The sequence below is a fragment of the Halomonas sp. CKK8 genome, assembly GCF_029625235.1.
Taxonomy (GTDB): domain Bacteria; phylum Pseudomonadota; class Gammaproteobacteria; order Pseudomonadales; family Halomonadaceae; genus Halomonas; species Halomonas ventosae.
This window is the reverse complement of the sequence record NZ_CP121193.1, coordinates 1326897-1344190: the sequence shown is the minus strand read 5'-3', so window position 1 is coordinate 1344190 and position 17294 is coordinate 1326897. Positions and strand designations below refer to the sequence as shown.

Sequence of the window (17294 nt, the reverse complement as noted above, 5' to 3'; positions counted from 1 at the left end):
TCATGCCCCTTCGCGACGTCACGGCTTGAGGCGATACTCGGCAGAACGGGCGTGGGCGGTGAGCGACTCGCCCCTGGCCAGGGTGGAGGCCACCTTGCCGAGCGCCCCGGCGCCCTCCGCCGAGCAGTGGATGATCGAGGAGCGCTTCTGGAAGTCGTAGACCCCCAGCGGCGAGGAGAAGCGCGCCGTGCCCGAGGTGGGCAGCACATGGTTGGGGCCGGCACAGTAGTCGCCCAGCGCCTCGGCGGTATAGCGCCCCATGAAGATGGCTCCGGCATGGCGCACCTGGGGCAGCCAGCCCTCGGGATTGGCCACCGAGAGCTCCAGGTGCTCCGGAGCGATGCGGTTGATCAGCATCACCGCCTCGTCACGATCCCGGCAGTGGATCAGCGCGCCGCGGCGGGCCAGCGACTCGCGCACGATGGGGGCGCGCTCGAGGGTCGGCAGCAGCCGCGCGATGGACGCCTCCACCGCCTGCAGGTGCTCGAGGTCCCAGCTCACCAGCACCGCCTGGGCATCCTCGTCGTGCTCGGCCTGGGAGAAGAGGTCCATGGCCAGCCAGTCCGGGTCGGTCCCGCCATCCGAGACCACCAGGATCTCGGAAGGGCCGGCGATCATGTCGATGCCCACCTGGCCGAACACCGCCCGCTTGGCCGTCGCCACGTAGATGTTCCCCGGCCCGACGACCTTGTCCACCCGCGGCACCGTCTCGGTGCCGAAGGCCAGGGCCGCCACCGCCTGGGCACCGCCGATGGTGAAGACGTGGTCGACGCCGGCGAGATAGGCGGCGGCCAGCACCAGCTCGTTAAGGATGCCATCGGGGGTCGGCACCACCATGACGATCTCGCGCACGCCGGCCACATGGGCGGGAATGGCGTTCATCAGCACCGAGGAGGGATAGGCCGCCTTGCCGCCCGGCACGTAGATGCCCGCGCGATCCAGGGGCGTGACCTGCTGGCCCAGCACGGTGCCGTCGGCCTCGGTGTAGTGCCAGGAGGCGGGCTTCTGGCGCTCGTGATAGGCGCGGATGCGCTCGGCGGCGCTCGACAGCGCCTCGCGCTGCTCCGCCGGCAGCCCCTCGAAGGCCTGGCGCAATCGTCCCTCGCTGAGGGTCAACTCGGCCATGGAGGCGACGGCGAGGCGGTCGAAGCGGTTCGAGTACTCGACCAGCGCGGCATCGCCCCGGGCCTTGACGGCGGCGAGGATCTCGTCGACGCGCTGCTGGACCTCGGCATCGGAGACGCCCTCCCAGGCCAGCAGGTCGGCCAGGCGGCGATCGAAGTCGGCCTGCGAGGTCGAGAGCCGCGCGATGTCGACGCCGTCAATGGGGGATTGGCTCATGGCAGTGACTTCCTCTCGAAACGGGGGCTCGTTGTCTGTGAGACTGCCGCGGCGCCGGGCCGCGAGCAAGGTCGGCGAGGCTATGGGGCCGACACGGCGAGGCTATCGCGACGCGCCGCCACCGCCTCGCGCAGGCGGGCGATGAGCGGTTTCAGGCGATCGTGCTTCATGGTCATGGCCGCCTTGTTGACCACCAGCCGGGTACTGATCGGGGCGATCAGTTCGCGGGGCTCCATGCCGTTGGCCCGCAGGGTGTTGCCGGTATCGACGATATCGACGATCTCGTCGGCCAGGTTCATCAGCGGGGCCAGTTCCATGGCCCCGTAGAGCTTGATGACCTCGGCCTGGATCCCCTGCTCGGCATAGTAGCGGCGAGCCACGTTGACGAACTTGGTGGCCACCCGCCGGCGTGCCCGGGCCGGCTCGGCGCCGGCGATGCCGGCGGTCATCAGCCGGCAACGGGCGATCTCCAGGTCGAGGGGCTCGTAGAGGCCCTCGACGCCGTGCTCGAGCAACACGTCCTTGCCGGCCACGCCGAAGTCCGCCGCACCGAGCTGCACGTAGGTCGGCACGTCCGTGGCGCGGATCACCACCAGCTTGACGTCCGACAGGTTGGTGTCGAACAGCAGCTTGCGGCTCTTGCCCAGGTCCTCCACCGGGGTGATGCCGGCATCGGCCAGCAGCGGCAGGGTCTCGTCGAGAATGCGGCCCTTGGAGAGGGCCAGAATCAGTTGCTTGCTCATGGTCTCGCCTGTTGGTCTGCTCAGCCGGGGATGCGCCGGATGCGCGCGCCCAGCAGCTGCAGTTTTTCCTCGATGCACTCGTAGCCGCGGTCGATATGGTAGATCCGGTCGACCAGGGTCTCGCCCTCGGCCATCATCGCCGCGATCACCAGCGAGGCGGAGGCGCGCAGGTCGGTGGCCATCACCGGTGCCCCGGAGAGGGTCTCGACCCCGGTGATCACCGCGGTGTTGCCTTCCAGGGCGATGTCGGCCCCCATGCGGTTGAGCTCCTGCACGTGCATGAAGCGGTTCTCGAAGATGGTCTCCACCACCCGGGCGGTGCCCTCGGCCACCGCATTCATCGCCACGAACTGGGCCTGCATGTCGGTGGGGAAGGCCGGATAGGGGGCGGTGCGCACGTTGACCGCCTTGGGTCGCCGGCCCTGCATGTCGAGCTCGATCCAGCCCTCGCCGGTGGTGATGGTGGCCCCCGCCTCCTCGAGCTTGGCCAGCACCGCATCGAGGATGTCGGCGCGGGTATTGCGCACCCGCACCCGCCCCCGCGAGAGCGCGGCGGCGACCAGGAAGGTGCCGGTCTCGATGCGGTCGGGCATCACGTCGTGGTAGGCACCATGCAGCCGCTCGACGCCCTCGATGACGATGGTGTCGGTGCCCTGGCCGCGGATCCTCGCGCCCATCTTGATCAGGCACTCGGCCAGGTCGACCACCTCGGGTTCCCGGGCGGCGTTCTCCAGCACCGTGGTGCCCTCCGCCAGGGTCGCCGCCATCAGCAGGTTCTCGGTGCCGGTCACGGTGACGGTATCGAAGAAGATGGTGGCGCCGTGCAGCCGCCCATCGACCCGCGCCCGGATGTAGCCGGCCTCGACGCTGACCTCGGCCCCCATGGCCTCGAGCCCCCGGAGGTGCAGGTCCACCGGCCGCGAGCCGATGGCACAGCCGCCGGGCAGCGAGACGTCCGCATGGCCGAAATGGGCGAGCAGCGGGCCGAGCACCAGGATCGAGGCGCGCATCTTCTTAACCAGCTCATAGGGCGCATGGCAGTCGGTGACCTGGGCGCCGTCGAGCTGGATGCACATCCTGTCGCCCATCACGGCCTCGACCCCCATGTGGCCGAGCAGCTCCAGGGTGGTGGTGATGTCCTGCAGGTGCGGGAGGTTGCCGATGGTCACCGGCTCGTCGGCCAGCAGGGTCGCGCAGAGGATCGGCAGGGCGGCATTCTTGGCGCCGCTGGCCCAGACCTCGCCGTCGACGGGGCCGTTACCGGTAATGATCAGCTTGTCCATGGAAGCTCGACCCTCAGGCCCCCTGGTTGTCGGTGGCGGCCTGCCACTGCTGCGGCGTGTAGGTCTTGATGCTCACCGCATGCAGGGCACCGGAGGCGATCTCCTCGGAGAGCGCGCCATAGATCATCTGCTGGCGCTTGACCGGCGAGAGCCCCTCGAACACCTCGCCCACGGCCACCACCTGGAAGTTGCAGCCTTCGCCCTGGATATGGAACTCGCAGCCGTCGAGTCGGCTCTCGAGCAGCGCCTTCACTTCGCTCGGTTGCATGGCACCGGCACTCCTGTGGTTCGTCGATTCGTCGGGGAGACGCTGCCGGCGGCCACGGCGTGGCCGCCGGCAGCGGGGATCTCATGGCAGCACATGGTAAAGAAAAGCGCCGCGCTTGGCGATGGGAAGGAAGGGCGGCTCAGGCGGCGACCGGCTCGGCGAGCGGCAGCAGGGTGTCGAGACCGGCGACCCGAGTCAGGCGCTCGAGGGGGGCCGAGAGGCGCACGACGGACACCTCGACGCCGGCATCACGGGCCTGGCGGGTCCACTCCAGCAGCACGCTGAGCGCCGCGCTGCTGACCCGGCCGACGCCGCCCAGGTCGAAGACCACCTCGCTGCCGGCCGGCCGCTCGACCAGCCAGGCCGTGCCGGCCTCGGCCATCGCCGCGGCGCCTTCGAAGCCGACCTCGCCGGTGACCGCCAGGCGGCAGCCGTCGGCCTCCAGGCAGGAACTGCGCTGCTCCAGCAGCACGCTCATGCGCTGCCGCCCTCCTCCAGCTCCTCGACGGCAAGTTCGGGCGCCCAGTCATCGATGACCGCGTCATAGTCGCGATTATGGTCGCGCATCGCCTGGTCGAACTGGTTGCGGAAGGTGAGCCCCAGGTTGATGCCGTTGACGATCACGTTGACCACCTTCCACTGGCCGTCGTCCAGGCGCAGCGAGTAGCTGACGGGATAGACGGTACCGTCGTTGGCCACCACCTCCATGGCCACGCTGGCCTGGTCCTCGTAGCGCGAGGCCTGCTGGTTGTCGAGCACCCGGATCTCGCGGTAGTCGAAGGTGACCAGGCCCTTGGCGTAGGTGTCGATCAGGGTCTTGCGAAAGGTCTCGACGAAGCGCGACCGCTGCTGAGGCGTGGCGTTGCCGAAATAGCGCCCCATCACGCTGGCGCCGATGTAGCGGAAGTCGGCCACGCCCTCGAGGCTGTCGTCGACGATCGTCTCGAGCTCGTCGAGGTTGTCGGCGAAGTAGTCCTCTCGCCCCTCGATCCGCGTCATCAGCTCGTCGATGCTGGCCCGGATCATCTGCTCGGGGCGCTGGTCGTGCTGCGCGGCCAGCAGCGGCAATGCCAGCAGCAGCAGGCCAAGCCCGGCGAACAGCGCGCGTAGGTTCATCATCTTCATCTCGTTCACTCCTTGACCATGCTGGACACGAACTGCTGGATCAGCTCCTCGAGCACCAGGGCAGACTGGGTATCGCGCAGGGTATCGCCATCGGCGAGGGTCTCGGGCGCCCCGCCCACCGAGAGCCCGATATACTGCTCACCGAGCAGGCCCGCGGTGAGGATGGCGGCGGTACTGTCCTCGGGGAGCTGGCCTTCCAGCTGCCCATCGAGCTCCATCACCACCCGCGCGTCGTACCAGTCGGTGTCCAGCTCGATGGCCTCGACCCGGCCCACCGTGACACCGGCCATGGTGACCCGCGCCCGCGGCTTGAGGCCGCCGATGTTGGCGAAGTTGGCCTCCAGCCGGAAGGTCTCGCTGGGCAGGGCGAGGCTCAGGCCACTGACCCTGAGCCCCAGGAACACCAGGCCCAGGATGCCGGCCAGCATGAACAGGCCGACCCCGAGCTCCATCGTCTTGCTGCGCTTCATCCGTTTGCTCCGAACATCAGGAAAGCTCTCCGAACATCAGGGCGGTGAGCACGAAATCCAGGCCCAGTACCGCCAGAGAGGAATAGACCACCGTCCGAGTGGTGGCACGCGAGATGCCTTCCGAGGTGGGGATCAGGTCGTAGCCCTGGAACACCGCGATCCAGGTCACCACCAGGGCGAACACCAGGCTCTTGATCAGGCCGTTGCCCACGTCGTCGACGAACTCGACGCTGGCCTGCATGTTGCCCCAGTAGGAGCCCTCGAAGACGCCGAGCCAGTCGACGCCGACCAGCTGGCCGCCCCATATGCCCACCACGCTGAAGCCGATGGTCAGCAACGGCAGGGCCACGAACCCGGCCCAGAGGCGCGGGGCCACGATGCGACGCAGCGGATCGACGCCGATCATCTCCATGCTGGTCAGCTGCTCGGTGGCCTTCATCAGGCCGATCTCGGCGGTCAGGGCAGAGCCTGCGCGGCCGGCGAACAGCAGCGCCGCCACCACCGGCCCCAGCTCGCGCAGCAGGGAGAGGGCCACCATCTGCCCCAGCGCCTGCTCGGCCCCGAAGTCGACCAGGATGGTGTAGCCCTGCAGGGCCAGCACCATGCCGATGAACAGCCCCGAGACCAGCACGATGGCCAGCGACATCACGCCGACGAAGTGCATCTGCCGCACCCAGAGGTAGAGCCCCTCCCGGGACGGCACCCCCACCGCCGACTGGCCGAGGAAGATGCCGGCCCGGCCCAGCGACTCCATCAGGTCGCAGCCACGCCGCCCCAGGTATCGGATACGGTCGATCATCGCGGTCCCCCGCTGCCCAGGATATCGGCATGGAAGTCCATCGCCGGATAGTGGAAGGGCACCGGCCCGTCGGGCTCGCCATGCATGAACTGGCTGACCCGGGGGTCGAGGTCCGCGTCAAGGCTCGTCGGCGTGCCATGGGCCATCACCTGGCCGTCGGCGATCACGTAGACATAGTCGGCGATGGACAGCGTCTCCTTGATGTCGTGGGAGACCACCACCGCCGTCAACCCGAGGGCCTCGTTGAGGCGCTTGATCAGCTGCACCAGCACGCCCATGGAGATGGGGTCCTGCCCGGCAAAGGGCTCGTCGTAGAGGATCAGCTCCGGGTCCAGGGCGATGGCGCGCGCCAGCGCCACCCGGCGCGCCATGCCGCCGGAGAGCTCCGAGGGCATCAGCTCCCGGGCCCCGCGCAGCCCGACGGCCTGGAGCTTCATCAGCACCACGTCGCGGATCATCGCCTCGGGCAGGTCGGTATGCACCCGCAGCGGGAAGGCCACGTTCTCGTAGACATCGAGGTCGGAGAAAAGCGCCCCGCTCTGGAACAGCATCCCCATGCGCCGGCGCAGCACGAACAGCGCCTTGCGCGACAGCGCATGGACATCCTGGCCGTCGATGCGCACCCGCCCCGCATCCGGGGTCAGCTGGCCGCCGATCATCTTGAGCAGGGTGGTCTTGCCGGTACCGCTGGGGCCCATGATGGCCGTGATTCGGCCGCGAGGGATGACCAGGTCGACGCCGCTGAAGATGTCCATCTCGCCACGCGAGAAGTGCAGGCTCTCCACTTCCACGAAGGGGGAGTCCGTCATCGCTTCACCATCCTCGAGAATATTATCGAACATCGTATCCTAACCATGCCCCGCGGCGCCAGCGTCCCGCGCGCCTTGCACCGTCCGGGGCCGGCATGTTCAATGTGCGCCCTCCACCCACCGTTGCGGAACGCGCCATGCTCATCCCCCTGCTGATCGTCCTGCTCGGCTTCGTCGGCCTGCTGTGGAGCGCCGACCGCTTCGTCGGCGCGGCCGCGGCCACCGCCTGGCGGGCCGGCATGAGCACCCTGCTGGTGGGGATGACCGTCGTCTCGCTGGGCACCTCGGCGCCGGAGATCGTGGTCTCGGTGATGGCCTCCCTGGATGGCGTGCCGGACCTCGCCGTTGGCAACGCACTGGGCTCCAACATCGCCAACATCGCCCTGGTGCTGGGCGTGACGGCGCTGGTGGTACCCATCCCGGTGCGCTTCTCCATCGTGCGCCGCGAGCTGCCGCTGCTGCTCGGCGCCACCGGCCTGGCCGGCTACGCCCTGGCCAACGGCCACCTCGACCGCCTCGACGGCGTGCTGCTGCTGGTGCTGCTGGTGTTCAGCCTGTGGTGGCTGTTCCGCGCCGACACCCCCGACGACGAGAGTGCCGGCGAGATTCCCGGCATGCCGCTGGGCCAGGCCCTGGGCTGGCTGGTGGCCACCCTGGTGATCATGGTGGCCAGCTCCCGCGCCCTGGTATGGGGCGCCAGCGAACTGGCCCGGGGACTCGGCGTCAGCGAACTGGTGATCGGGCTGACCGTGGTGGCCATCGGCACCAGCCTGCCGGAACTGGCGGCCTGCGTGGCCAGCGCCCTCAAGCGCCACCACGACCTGGCCATCGGCAACGTCATCGGCTCCAACCTCTTCAACATGCTGACCGTGCTCCCGGTGCCGGCGCTGCTGGCCCCCGGCGCCACGGACCCCGCCGCCGCCGGTCGCGACTATCCGGTGATGCTGCTGTTGACCCTGGCCCTGGGAGCGCTGCTGCTGTGGAACCGCCGCGGCCACCTGGGGCGCCTGCCGGGGGGCTTGCTGGTGCTCGGCTATGCCGGCTACCTGGTCTGGCTCGGCAGCGCCGGTACCTCCCCCGTCGGCTGATCCCCTTGAGTGAAACCCCACAACGGGCAACAATCACCGCCATGACCCATGACGCTCCCTCAGCGGCCGGCACTTCCCTCCTGCGCGAGAGTGCCCGCCGCACCCTGGAACTGGAACAGCAGGCCATCGCCGCCCTGGCGGGACGCCTCGACGACGCCTTCGACCACGCCTGCGAGCTGATCCTGGCCTGTCGCGGACGCGTGGTGGTCACCGGCATGGGCAAGTCGGGCCATGTCGCCGGCAAGATCGCCGCCACCCTGGCCAGCACCGGCACGCCGGCCTTCTTCGTGCATCCCGGCGAGGCCAGCCACGGCGACCTGGGCATGATCACCCCTGGCGATGTGGTGCTGGCCCTCTCCAATTCCGGCGAGACCGCCGAGGTCACCGCCCTGCTGCCCCTGCTCAAGCGCATGGGCACGCCGCTGATCAGCATGACCGGCCGGCCGGGCTCGACCCTGGCCCGGCACGCCGAGGCCCACCTGGATGCCGGGGTCGAGCGCGAGGCCTGCCCGCTGGACCTGGCCCCCACCTCGTCCACCACCGCCGCCCTGGCGCTCGGCGACGCCCTGGCCGTGGCGCTGCTCGAGTCGCGCGGCTTCACCGCCGAGGAGTTCGCCCTCTCCCACCCCGGCGGCAGCCTGGGCAAGCGCCTGCTGCTGCGGGTTGCCGATCTGATGCACGAGGGGGCCCGACTGCCCAGGGTCGACCTGGGCAGCCCGCTGCGCGATGCCCTGCTGGAGATCACCCGCCAGGGACTGGGCTTCACCTGCGTGGTCGACGCCGACGGGCGCCTGGCCGGGGTCTACACCGACGGCGACCTGCGCCGCACCCTCGACCAGCACAGCGACCTCTCCGGCCTCACCGTCGACGATGTCATGACCCGTCCCGGCAAGCGGGTCGCCCCCGATACCCTGGCCGCCGAGGCGGTACGCATCATGGAGGACAACCGCATCTCGGCGCTGGCCGTGGTCGATGCCGACGGCCGCCCGGTCGGTGCCCTGCACATGCATGACCTGCTCGCCAGCGGCGTCATCTGACGCCCTGTATGCCCACCCCAAGCCCCAGACCGCTGGAGACACCATGAGCCTCGATTCCCCCCTGCTCGACAGCCAACTCGTCGACCGCCTGCGCCGCGTCCGCCTGCTCGCCCTGGACGTGGACGGCGTGCTCACCGACGGCCGCCTCTACTTCCAGGCCGATGGCGTCGAGATCAAGGCCTTCCACACCCACGATGGCCATGGCATCAAGCTGGCGCAGCGTGCCGGCATCGTGGTGGCTTTCATCACCGGCCGCGACTCGCCGATGGTCAGCCGACGCGCCGCCGCGCTGGGCGTCAAGCATGTCTTTCAGGGGGCCGAGAAGAAGCTCAGCGTGCTGCGCGAGCTGTGCAGCCGCCTGGGACTGGAGCTCGAGCAGGTCGCCTACTGCGGTGACGACATGCCCGACGTGGCCCCCATCCGGCGCGCCGGGGTCGGCATCAGCGTGCCCGGCGCGCCGGCCTATATCCGCAAGCATGCCGACTGGGTCACCGAGTCCGCGGGCGGCCATGGTGCCGTGCGCGAGATCTGTGACACCCTGCTCCAGGCCCAGGGGCACTGGGATGCGGTGCTCGACACCTACCTGCACGGCACCACCTGAGCCATGCGCCTGCCGCGCCCCGGCTTCCGCGCCGGCCTGTTCCTGCTGCTGCTCGCCCTGGGCGGCGGACTGGCACTGCTCGACCTGCGCGACACCCCGCTCCCCGGCCCCGTGCCGGGCGGCGAGGCGGGCGAGCCGGACTACTACCTGGAGGACGCCCGGCTGACCCGCTTCGATGCCGGGGGACGCCCCCACCAGCGGCTCGACTCCCCTCGCCTGACCCACACCCCGCATGATGACGTCACGCGCCTGGAGAAGCCGCAGGGACGCCTGCTGGACGACTCGGGCCGGGTCTGGCTGGCCAGCGGCGAGCGAGGCACCCTGGGGGCGGGCGGCAACCCGCTGACCCTCACCGGCGACGCACGACTCCTGGCCCCCGCCGAGCGCTGGCAGCTCGATACCGAGGTCCTCCACTTCGACGCCGACAGCGGCCATGCCTGGAGCGAGACCCCGGCCCTGCTGCGCCAGCCGCCCCAGCGGATGCGTGGCGAGCGCTTCGACGCCTGGATCCATGACAACCGCGCCCGGCTGACCGACAATGTGCGCGGCCACCATCCGCCCGACACCCGCGAGGAGCCCGAGTCATGACGCGCCCCCCCTTCGCCCCCCTGCTGACCCTCGGCGTCATCGGCCTGCTACTGGGCAGCCCCCCGGCCCAGGCCCTGGAGGGTGATGCCAGCGCCCCGATCGAGGTCGCGGCCGATCGTCTCGACCTCGACGACCGTGCCGGCACCGCCGTCTATACCGGCGACGTGGATATCCGCCAGGGCAGCATGCAGCTGACCGGCGCCAGGGTGGAGATCCAGCGCAACGACCAGGGCCAGCTGACCCGCGCCACCGCCACCGGCGAGCGCGCCTATATCGAGCAGAAGCCCGCCCCGGACGAGCCGCTGGTGCGCGGTTGGGGACGCACCATCGTCTACCACGTCGCCGAGCGCCGCATCGAGCTGATCGACCGCGCCGAGCTGCACCAGGGCGGCGACACCTTCGACGGCGGCTATCTGGAGTACTTCCTCGACCGTCGCGTGGTCCAGGCCCGCGCCGACGCCGAGGGCGTCGAGGAGCGCCAGCGCGTGCGCATGACCCTGGAACCCGAGCAGCAGGACGGCCAGTGATGAAGACCCTGAGCGCCCTCCACCTGGCCAAGAGCTACAAGCGCCGCCGGGTGGTGCAGGACATCAGCCTCTCCATCGAGCAGGGCCGGATCGTCGGGCTGCTCGGTCCCAACGGCGCTGGCAAGACCACCTCGTTCTACATGATCGTCGGGCTGGTGCGGGCCGACGCCGGGGAAGTCCGTATCGACGACCTCGACCTCTCCACGGCGGCCATGCACGAGCGGGCACGGGCCGGCATCGGCTACCTGCCCCAGGAGGCCTCGATCTTTCGCAAGCTGTCGGTCGCCGACAACATCATGGCGATCCTCGAGACCCGCCGGGACCTCGACCGCGCCGGGCGCCGGGCCCGGCTCGAGCAGCTGCTCGAGGACTTCCACGTGACGCATATCCGCGACAACCTCGGCATGAGCCTCTCCGGGGGCGAACGCCGCCGGGTCGAGATTGCCAGGGCCCTGGCCACGGAACCCGCCTTCATCCTGCTCGACGAACCCTTCGCCGGGGTCGACCCCATCTCGGTGGGCGAGATCAAGGGCATCATCCGCCAGCTCAAGGCCCGTGACATCGGGGTGCTGATCACCGACCACAATGTCCGCGAGACCCTCGACATCTGCGACACCGCCTACATCGTCGGTGACGGGCGCATCATCGCCGAGGGCAATGCCGAGGCGATCCTCGCCGACCAGCGGGTCCGCGAGGTCTACCTCGGCGAGGACTTCCGCCTCTGACCGCAATCATCTGATATGTCTGTCGTTATTCCGCGACGGCATGAAGATTGCGCATGGCACGATTGTTGCAGATTTTGCGCTTGCATGCCCCCTGGCCAGCGGCTAGGGTTGGGGTTTTCGGCAAGTCGAGGGCATTCGTCTCATGGCCATGAAGGCGTCCCTGCAACTGCGCGTCGGCACCCAGCTGACCATGACCCCGCAGCTGCAGCAGGCCATCGCCCTGCTGCAGCTCTCGACCCTGGATCTGCGCCAGGAGATCCAGCAGGCGCTGGAATCCAACCCGATGCTCGAGGTCGAGGACGACTTCGGCGAGCAGGCGGTGAGCGAGGCCCCCGACGAGGAGTGGGCCAGCGAGATACCCGACCAGCTCAGCACCGACAGCGACTGGTCCGACACCTACCAGGACCTGGGTACCGCGCCCGCCGGCGGCAGCGGCGAGGGGCCGGACTTCGAGCGCCAGGCCACGGGCCAGAGCCTCCAGGGCCACCTGGCCTGGCAGCTCGCCATGACCGACCTGGACGAGCGCCAGCTGCGCATCGCCGAGAGCCTGATCGATGGCGTCAACGGCGACGGCTACCTGACCCAACCCCTGGAGGAGATCCGTGACGGCTTGAGGGCCCAGGGGCTCGAAGGTCTCAAGACCCGCGAGGTCGAGCAGGTGCTGCTGCGCCTGCAGCAGTTCGAGCCCACGGGGGTCTTCGCCCGCGACCTGCGCGAGTGCCTGATGCTGCAGCTGGCCACCCTGCCCGATGACACCCCGCTGCTGCCCCAGGCGCGCCGCCTGGTCCGCCAGTTCCTCGAGGCGCTCGCCGGCGACGACCGCCGCCTGCTCAAGCGCCGGCTGGGGCTCGACGATGACGCCCTGGACACGGTGATCGCGCTGGTACGCTCCCTGGACCCCCGACCCGGCAGCGGCTTCACCGACAGCGATGGCGCCTATGTCATCCCCGACCTGATCGCCCGCCATACCCGCGATGGCTGGCAGGTGGAGCTGAACCCGGAGGCCATGCCGCGGCTGCGGATCCAGCCCGACTATGCCGCCCTGATCCGACGGGCCGACAAGAGCGAGGACAACCAGTTCCTCAAGGACCACCTGCAGGAGGCTCGCTGGCTGATGAAGAGCCTCTCCAGCCGCAACGACACCCTGCTGCGCGTGGGCCGGGAGATCATGGTGCGCCAGCTCGACTTCCTGGAGCACGGCGAGGAGGCGATGAAACCGCTGATCCTGGCCGACATCGCCCAGGTGGTGGAGATGCACGAATCGACCATCTCGCGGGTCACCACCCAGAAGTTCATCCACACCCCGCGCGGGATGTTCGAGCTCAAGTACTTCTTCTCCAGCCAGGTGGGGGGCGGCAGCGGCGAGGGGGATGCCCACTCCAGCACTGCCATCCGGGCGCGCATCCGCAAGCTGATCCAGGACGAGCCAGCACGCAAGCCGCTCTCCGACAGCCGGCTGGTCACCCTGCTCGAGGAGGCCGGCATCAGCGTCGCGCGGCGCACGGTCGCGAAGTACCGCGAGGCGATGGGCATCCCCTCCTCCAGCGAGCGCAAGCGGCTGCGTTGACGCCTGCCGCTGGCGCTCCCGCAGCCGCCGGACTTCCTCCTCCCTCGTGGACGCAAGCAGTTGAAATGACGCCGGTCATGCGCCCCTCGAATCCCCTCGACCGAGGGGGTATGCAGGGCAGCAAAAAGGGTTACAATCGACCCATAACCCGAAAGAGCAAGGAGCGTGTCATGCAAGTCAATATCACCGGCCATCATGTGGAACTGACCGACGCCCTGCGTGACTATGTGCAAGAGAAGCTCACCCGCGTCGAGCGCCACTACGACAACATCACCAACGTGCAGGTCACCCTCTCCGTGGAGAAGGAGCGCCAGCAGGCGGCCTGTACCCTGCATGCTGCCGGTGCCGACCTCCATGCCGAGGCCATGGAAAATGACATGTATGCCGCCATCGATGCCCTGGCCGACAAGCTCGACCGCCAGCTGGTCAAGCACAAGGAAAAGGCCCAGGCCCGCGCCCAGGGCGCCGGCGCCCGCTGATCCGTCATGACACTGGACGCCATCCTGCCCCCCGAGCGCACCCTCTTCGATGTGCCCGGGGGGAGCAAGAAACGGGTGCTAGAGTTCTTCAGCACCTTCATTGCCCAGAACACCCCCAGCCTCGACAGCCAGGAGGTCTTCAGCCGGCTGATCGGGCGCGAGCGGCTGGGCAGTACCGGTATCGGCAACGGGGTCGCCATCCCCCATGCCCGCAACCCCCACTGCAAGGCGCCCATCGCCGGCTTCCTCAAGCTGGCCGAGCCAGTGGACTTCGACGCCATCGACGGCGAGCCGGTCGACCTGGTCTTCGTGCTGCTGGTCCCGGAGGAGGCCGACGAGGCCCACCTCGCCCTGCTCGGCCAGGTGGCCGGCGTGATGAACGATGCCGACACCCGTGCCCGTCTGCGCCACAGCAGCAGCCAGCGCGAACTCCATGAGCGCCTCACGGAGGCGATCCGACGACAGGCCCCGGCCGGCAGCCAGGGAGGCTGACCCCTCCCGCCTCGGGCCTGCCCGGCCACCCCCATGACCAGGAGACCCGCATGCAGCTTGTGATCATCAGTGGCCGTTCAGGCTCCGGCAAGTCGATCGCGCTGCAGGCGCTGGAGGACCTGGGCTACTACGCCATCGACAACCTGCCGGCCATGCTGCTCGGCCCGCTCGTCGATGAGCTGCAGGATGACCGCTCGCTGCGCTCCTCGATCGCCGTCAGCATCGATGCCCGCAACCTGCCCGCCGCCCTCGAGCGCTTCCCCGAGCTTCTGGAGGAGCTGCGTGGCCGCCGGGTCGACTGCCAGGTGGTCTATCTGACCACCGACGCGCGCATTCTCCTCGAGCGCTACTCCCAGACCCGCCGCCGGCATCCCCTGACCCGCGGCAGCGACATGACCCTCGCCGAGGCAATCGATACCGAGGAGCAGTCGCTCTCCGAGATCCGCGACCTCGCCGACCTGGTGATCGACACCACGCGCCTCTCGGTGCACGAGCTGCGCGGGCGCATCACCGACCAGGTCGCCGGCCACCGGGCCGAGCGGATGACCCTGACCGTGGAGTCCTTCGGCTTCAAGCGCGGTGTCCCGCTGGACGCGGATATCGTCTTCGATGCCCGCTGCCTGCCCAACCCCTACTGGGACCCGGCGCTGCGCGACGCCACGGGACGCGACCCCAGCATCATCGCCTTCCTCGACGGCTACCCCGTCGTCGGCGAGATGCTCGACGACATCCTCGCCTGGGTAGAGCGCTGGCTGCCGCACTATCGGGCCAGCCAGCGCAGCTACCTCACCGTGGCCATCGGCTGCACCGGCGGCCAGCACCGCTCGGTCTACCTGGCCGAGCGCCTGGCCGACCGGCTGGCGAGCCGGCAGGACGGGGTGCGGCTGCGCCACCGGGAACTGGGGGTCCAGATCACCCTCCCCGCCGGCCAGGAGATGGCCGCGGACAATTCCGCCCAGGAAGGAACCTGAAAGCGTGCCGAGTCGCAAGCTGACCCTGACCAACCGGCGCGGCCTGCATGCCCGCGCTGCCACCAAGCTGGTGCAGTGCTGCCAGCCCTACGACGCCCGGGTCACCGTATACCGCGGTGACCAGCAGGCCGACGCCGGCAACATCATGTCGCTGCTGATCCTCGCCGCCCCCTGCGGCACCGAACTCGAGGTCTGTACCGAGGGGGAAGACGCCGAGGCGGCCCTCGAGGCCATCACCGCACTCTTCGAGGCCCGCTTCGACGAGGACGGCTGACGTTCAGCTGCCGCCCACCATCATCTCGTCGACCAGCCAGCTGCCGGTATGGATGCTGCCGCGGGTATCGGTATCGTCAGCGACGCCCACCAGGCCCTGGAACATCGTCTCCAGATTGCCGGCGATGGTGAACTCCTCCACCGGGTGTCGTATCTCGCCGTCCTCGACCCAGAAGCCGGCGGCGCCGCGGGAGTAGTCGCCGGTCACGCCGTTGACCCCCTGCCCCATCAGCTCGGTGACCAGCACGCCGCGGCCCATGCGGGCGAGCAGCGCTTCGCGACGCTCCAGTGGCGCGGTGATGCGCAGGTTGCGCGCCCCGCCGGCATTGCCGGTGGTCTGAAGGCCCAGCCGCCGGGCACTGTAGGCCGAGAGCATGTAGCTGGCCAGACGGCCATCGCGCACGAAGACATTGTCGCGGGTCTGCACCCCGTCGCCGTCGAACGGCGAGCTCGCCATGGCGCCGACCTCCATGGGCCGCTCGCCGAGGCTGAACCAGGCGGGGAAGAGCGGGGTGTCCAGCCGGTCGCACAGGAAGGAGGCTTCGCGATAGAGGGCGCCCCCGGCAATTGCCCCCATCAGGTGGCCGACTAGGCCGCTAGCGAGGGTCGGGTCGAAGAGCACCGGCATCCGCCCGGTGGCCGGTCGCCGGGCGCCCAGGCGACGCAGGGTGCGGCGCGCGGCACTCTCCCCCACCGCCTCGGCGGCGGCCAGGTCGCGGGGGGCACGGGCGCTGGTGTAGTCATAGTCGCGCTGCATGCCGTTCTCGTCCTCGGCGATCAGCATGCAGGAGAGCGAGTGGCGGCTGCCGCACTGGCTGCCCAGGAAGCCATGGCTGTTGGCGTAGACCCGCACCCCCTCGCCGCTGGAGAGGCTGGCGCCATCGGAGCTCCTGATGCCTGCCATGCCTCGGCCGGCCGACTCGCAGCGCAGCGCCAGGTCGGTGGCCTCATCGATGGTCAGCGGCCAGGGATGGTGGACATCGAGGTCCGGCAAGTCGGTCGCCATCAGCCGCGCATCGGCCAGGCCCGAGGCCGGGTCCTCGCCGGTGTGGCGGGCGATCGCCAGGGCCTTCTCGACCACGGCACGCACCGAGGCCTCGCCGGCGTCGCTGGAGGAGGCACTGCCCTTGCGCTGCCCGACATAGACGGTCACGGCGATCCCCTGGTCACGGGACAGCTCGACCGTCTCCACCTCGCCCTCGCGCACGCTGACGCCGACGCCCTGGTCGACGCTCGCCCCCACCTCGCAGGCATCAGCCCCCAGCCGACGGGCCAGCTCCAGGGCCATCCGGGCGCGACTCTCCAGCAGGGTCTGCTGCGCGGCGGCATCGAAAGCCTGTGTCATGAACGTCTCTCCTCACTCGGCCGGCCATCGGGCCGGCCCTGTCGATGGTGCATTGTCCAGCCGCGTGTCGCGGGCTGATATACTGTCGCGCAATTCGATCCCGACCAAGTGGAACCGGCATGACCCAGGATGACCTCTCCCCGGCCGACGAGCGGCCCAGCAAGTCCCAGCTCAAGCGCGAGATGCAGGCCTTGCAGCAGCTCGGCGAACAGATCATCGCCATGAGCGATGCCCAGCGTGCCCGCTTCCCGCTCTCCGACGACCTGCTGAGGGCCATCGAGGAGACGGGGCGCATCAAGGCCCGCGAGGCCCGCCGGCGGCACATGCAGTACGTCGGCAAGCTGATGCGCGGCGAGGACCTCGACGGCATCCAGGCGGTGTTCGACGAGATCGAGAACGAGACGCTGCGCCGTGACCATGCCTTCCACCGCCTGGAAGCATGGCGCGACCGGCTGATCGCCGAGGGCGACGCGGCCGTGGAGGCCTTCGTCGACGAGTTCCCCGAGGTCGACCGCCAGGCCCTGCGCCAGCTGATCCGCAATGCCCGCCGCGAGCGGGAACAGGGTAAGCCCCCGACCAACGCCCGCCGACTCTTCCGGCTGATCCGCGATACCGCGGGACTATAGGCCTGCCCCCCGGGCGGAACGTCGCCGAGCTAAGGCCAGGGCTAGACCCGTTCCCTACGGGCCTACGCATTTCCCACATCCCTGTGGGTCACCGGCGGCGATCGGCGAGCCAGCGGAGTTTAGGGGCCCCAAATGAG

Annotated in this window: 22 protein-coding genes; 12 read left to right on the top strand and 10 right to left on the bottom strand. The window is 69.5% G+C overall.

Annotated elements, in window-relative coordinates; translation table 11 throughout:
* Nucleotides 1-18 precede the first annotated feature (18 nt).
* The 9 genes from hisD to P8934_RS06305 form a co-directional block, all read right to left on the bottom strand.
* A complete protein-coding gene (hisD, locus tag P8934_RS06345; RefSeq protein WP_278033420.1) occupies nucleotides 19-1341 on the bottom strand; it encodes a histidinol dehydrogenase in 1323 nt (440 codons plus the stop codon).
* 80 nt (nucleotides 1342-1421) lie between these two features.
* Nucleotides 1422-2084: an ATP phosphoribosyltransferase gene (gene hisG / locus P8934_RS06340; RefSeq protein WP_278033419.1), complete on the bottom strand. Its 663-nt coding sequence runs from the start codon at nucleotides 2082-2084 to the stop codon at nucleotides 1422-1424.
* A gap of 20 nt (nucleotides 2085-2104) precedes the next feature.
* On the bottom strand, nucleotides 2105-3367 hold the full coding sequence (murA, locus tag P8934_RS06335; RefSeq protein WP_278033418.1) for a UDP-N-acetylglucosamine 1-carboxyvinyltransferase: 1263 nt from the start codon (nucleotides 3365-3367) through the stop codon (nucleotides 2105-2107).
* Between the two features lie 13 nt (nucleotides 3368-3380).
* The gene (locus P8934_RS06330) at nucleotides 3381-3635 is read right to left on the bottom strand and encodes a BolA family protein (RefSeq protein WP_133635911.1); all 255 of its coding nucleotides are present in this window, start codon (nucleotides 3633-3635) and stop codon (nucleotides 3381-3383) included.
* A gap of 139 nt (nucleotides 3636-3774) precedes the next feature.
* Complete coding sequence (locus P8934_RS06325) at nucleotides 3775-4113, bottom strand: STAS domain-containing protein (RefSeq protein WP_278033417.1); 339 nt, start codon at nucleotides 4111-4113, stop codon at nucleotides 3775-3777.
* Nucleotides 4110-4751 (bottom strand): ABC transporter substrate-binding protein, encoded by a 642-nt coding sequence (locus P8934_RS06320; RefSeq protein WP_278034005.1) that lies wholly within the window; start codon nucleotides 4749-4751, stop codon nucleotides 4110-4112. The genes P8934_RS06325 and P8934_RS06320 overlap by 4 nt, the downstream gene beginning before the upstream one ends.
* 14 nt (nucleotides 4752-4765) lie before the next feature.
* Nucleotides 4766-5230 carry an outer membrane lipid asymmetry maintenance protein MlaD gene (mlaD, locus tag P8934_RS06315; protein ID WP_106229150.1) on the bottom strand — a complete coding sequence of 155 codons (465 nt, stop codon included), beginning with the start codon at nucleotides 5228-5230 and terminating at the stop codon, nucleotides 4766-4768.
* A gap of 16 nt (nucleotides 5231-5246) precedes the next feature.
* Nucleotides 5247-6029, bottom strand: a complete 783-nt coding sequence (mlaE, locus tag P8934_RS06310; RefSeq protein WP_278033416.1) for a lipid asymmetry maintenance ABC transporter permease subunit MlaE — start codon at nucleotides 6027-6029, stop codon at nucleotides 5247-5249.
* Nucleotides 6026-6838 (bottom strand): ATP-binding cassette domain-containing protein, encoded by an 813-nt coding sequence (locus P8934_RS06305; protein WP_278033415.1) that lies wholly within the window; start codon nucleotides 6836-6838, stop codon nucleotides 6026-6028. Before P8934_RS06305 ends, mlaE begins: the two co-directional genes overlap by 4 nt.
* Before the next feature lie 137 nt (nucleotides 6839-6975).
* On the opposite strand from P8934_RS06305, the gene P8934_RS06300 reads away from it, so the two are divergent.
* The 11 genes from P8934_RS06300 to P8934_RS06250 all read left to right on the top strand — a co-directional run bounded on the left by P8934_RS06300 (nucleotide 6976) and on the right by P8934_RS06250 (nucleotide 15187).
* Nucleotides 6976-7926 carry a calcium/sodium antiporter gene (locus P8934_RS06300; protein ID WP_278033414.1) on the top strand — a complete coding sequence of 317 codons (951 nt, stop codon included), beginning with the start codon at nucleotides 6976-6978 and terminating at the stop codon, nucleotides 7924-7926.
* Nucleotides 7927-7967: 41 nt separating this feature from the next.
* Entirely contained in the window at nucleotides 7968-8963 is a 996-nt protein-coding gene (locus tag P8934_RS06295; protein ID WP_278033413.1) for a KpsF/GutQ family sugar-phosphate isomerase, read from the top strand.
* 43 nt (nucleotides 8964-9006) lie between these two features.
* On the top strand, nucleotides 9007-9564 hold the full coding sequence (locus P8934_RS06290; protein ID WP_278033412.1) for an HAD hydrolase family protein: 558 nt from the start codon (nucleotides 9007-9009) through the stop codon (nucleotides 9562-9564).
* Nucleotides 9565-9567: 3 nt separating this feature from the next.
* On the top strand, nucleotides 9568-10152 hold the full coding sequence (gene lptC, locus P8934_RS06285) for an LPS export ABC transporter periplasmic protein LptC (RefSeq protein ID WP_278033411.1): 585 nt from the start codon (nucleotides 9568-9570) through the stop codon (nucleotides 10150-10152).
* Nucleotides 10149-10679, top strand: a complete 531-nt coding sequence (gene lptA, locus P8934_RS06280) for a lipopolysaccharide transport periplasmic protein LptA (RefSeq protein WP_278033410.1) — start codon at nucleotides 10149-10151, stop codon at nucleotides 10677-10679. Before lptC ends, lptA begins: the two co-directional genes overlap by 4 nt.
* Nucleotides 10679-11404, top strand: a complete 726-nt coding sequence (lptB, locus tag P8934_RS06275; protein WP_278033409.1) for an LPS export ABC transporter ATP-binding protein — start codon at nucleotides 10679-10681, stop codon at nucleotides 11402-11404. The genes lptA and lptB overlap by 1 nt, the downstream gene beginning before the upstream one ends.
* Before the next feature lie 142 nt (nucleotides 11405-11546).
* Nucleotides 11547-12971, top strand: coding sequence for an RNA polymerase factor sigma-54 (locus P8934_RS06270; protein ID WP_278033408.1), 1425 nt, complete (start codon nucleotides 11547-11549; stop codon nucleotides 12969-12971).
* Between the two features lie 170 nt (nucleotides 12972-13141).
* Nucleotides 13142-13450 (top strand): ribosome-associated translation inhibitor RaiA, encoded by a 309-nt coding sequence (gene raiA / locus P8934_RS06265; RefSeq protein WP_089846043.1) that lies wholly within the window; start codon nucleotides 13142-13144, stop codon nucleotides 13448-13450.
* A 6-nt stretch (nucleotides 13451-13456) separates the two neighbouring features.
* A complete protein-coding gene (gene ptsN / locus P8934_RS06260; protein WP_133635922.1) occupies nucleotides 13457-13942 on the top strand; it encodes a PTS IIA-like nitrogen regulatory protein PtsN in 486 nt (161 codons plus the stop codon).
* Nucleotides 13943-13992: 50 nt separating this feature from the next.
* Complete coding sequence (gene rapZ, locus P8934_RS06255) at nucleotides 13993-14913, top strand: RNase adapter RapZ (RefSeq protein WP_278033407.1); 921 nt, start codon at nucleotides 13993-13995, stop codon at nucleotides 14911-14913.
* Nucleotides 14914-14917: 4 nt separating this feature from the next.
* On the top strand, nucleotides 14918-15187 hold the full coding sequence (locus P8934_RS06250) for an HPr family phosphocarrier protein (RefSeq protein ID WP_278033406.1): 270 nt from the start codon (nucleotides 14918-14920) through the stop codon (nucleotides 15185-15187).
* 3 nt (nucleotides 15188-15190) lie between these two features.
* On the opposite strand, the gene pmbA is transcribed toward P8934_RS06250, so the two are convergent.
* Nucleotides 15191-16531 (bottom strand): metalloprotease PmbA, encoded by a 1341-nt coding sequence (pmbA, locus tag P8934_RS06245; RefSeq protein WP_278033405.1) that lies wholly within the window; start codon nucleotides 16529-16531, stop codon nucleotides 15191-15193.
* A 119-nt stretch (nucleotides 16532-16650) separates the two neighbouring features.
* Here pmbA and yjgA point away from each other — a divergent pair, with 119 nt between their 5' ends.
* Nucleotides 16651-17157: a ribosome biogenesis factor YjgA gene (gene yjgA, locus P8934_RS06240; protein ID WP_278033404.1), complete on the top strand. Its 507-nt coding sequence runs from the start codon at nucleotides 16651-16653 to the stop codon at nucleotides 17155-17157.
* Nucleotides 17158-17294 lie beyond the last annotated feature (137 nt).

Bases quoted from the DNA above. Each gene is read 5' to 3' on its own strand.
- hisD (WP_278033420.1), bottom strand. From the start codon at position 1,341: ATGAGCCAATCCCCCATTGACGGCGTCGACATCGCGCGGCTCTCGACC.
- hisG (WP_278033419.1), bottom strand. From the start codon at position 2,084: ATGAGCAAGCAACTGATTCTGGCCCTCTCCAAGGGCCGCATTCTCGAC.
- murA (WP_278033418.1), bottom strand. From the start codon at position 3,367: ATGGACAAGCTGATCATTACCGGTAACGGCCCCGTCGACGGCGAGGTC.
- P8934_RS06330 (WP_133635911.1), bottom strand. From the start codon at position 3,635: ATGCAACCGAGCGAAGTGAAGGCGCTGCTCGAGAGCCGACTCGACGGC.
- P8934_RS06325 (WP_278033417.1), bottom strand. From the start codon at position 4,113: ATGAGCGTGCTGCTGGAGCAGCGCAGTTCCTGCCTGGAGGCCGACGGC.
- P8934_RS06320 (WP_278034005.1), bottom strand. From the start codon at position 4,751: ATGAACCTACGCGCGCTGTTCGCCGGGCTTGGCCTGCTGCTGCTGGCA.
- mlaD (WP_106229150.1), bottom strand. From the start codon at position 5,230: ATGAAGCGCAGCAAGACGATGGAGCTCGGGGTCGGCCTGTTCATGCTG.
- mlaE (WP_278033416.1), bottom strand. From the start codon at position 6,029: ATGATCGACCGTATCCGATACCTGGGGCGGCGTGGCTGCGACCTGATG.
- P8934_RS06305 (WP_278033415.1), bottom strand. From the start codon at position 6,838: ATGACGGACTCCCCCTTCGTGGAAGTGGAGAGCCTGCACTTCTCGCGT.
- P8934_RS06300 (WP_278033414.1), top strand. From the start codon at position 6,976: ATGCTCATCCCCCTGCTGATCGTCCTGCTCGGCTTCGTCGGCCTGCTG.
- P8934_RS06295 (WP_278033413.1), top strand. From the start codon at position 7,968: ATGACCCATGACGCTCCCTCAGCGGCCGGCACTTCCCTCCTGCGCGAG.
- P8934_RS06290 (WP_278033412.1), top strand. From the start codon at position 9,007: ATGAGCCTCGATTCCCCCCTGCTCGACAGCCAACTCGTCGACCGCCTG.
- lptC (WP_278033411.1), top strand. From the start codon at position 9,568: ATGCGCCTGCCGCGCCCCGGCTTCCGCGCCGGCCTGTTCCTGCTGCTG.
- lptA (WP_278033410.1), top strand. From the start codon at position 10,149: ATGACGCGCCCCCCCTTCGCCCCCCTGCTGACCCTCGGCGTCATCGGC.
- lptB (WP_278033409.1), top strand. From the start codon at position 10,679: ATGAAGACCCTGAGCGCCCTCCACCTGGCCAAGAGCTACAAGCGCCGC.
- P8934_RS06270 (WP_278033408.1), top strand. From the start codon at position 11,547: ATGGCCATGAAGGCGTCCCTGCAACTGCGCGTCGGCACCCAGCTGACC.
- raiA (WP_089846043.1), top strand. From the start codon at position 13,142: ATGCAAGTCAATATCACCGGCCATCATGTGGAACTGACCGACGCCCTG.
- ptsN (WP_133635922.1), top strand. From the start codon at position 13,457: ATGACACTGGACGCCATCCTGCCCCCCGAGCGCACCCTCTTCGATGTG.
- rapZ (WP_278033407.1), top strand. From the start codon at position 13,993: ATGCAGCTTGTGATCATCAGTGGCCGTTCAGGCTCCGGCAAGTCGATC.
- pmbA (WP_278033405.1), bottom strand. From the start codon at position 16,531: ATGACACAGGCTTTCGATGCCGCCGCGCAGCAGACCCTGCTGGAGAGT.
- yjgA (WP_278033404.1), top strand. From the start codon at position 16,651: ATGACCCAGGATGACCTCTCCCCGGCCGACGAGCGGCCCAGCAAGTCC.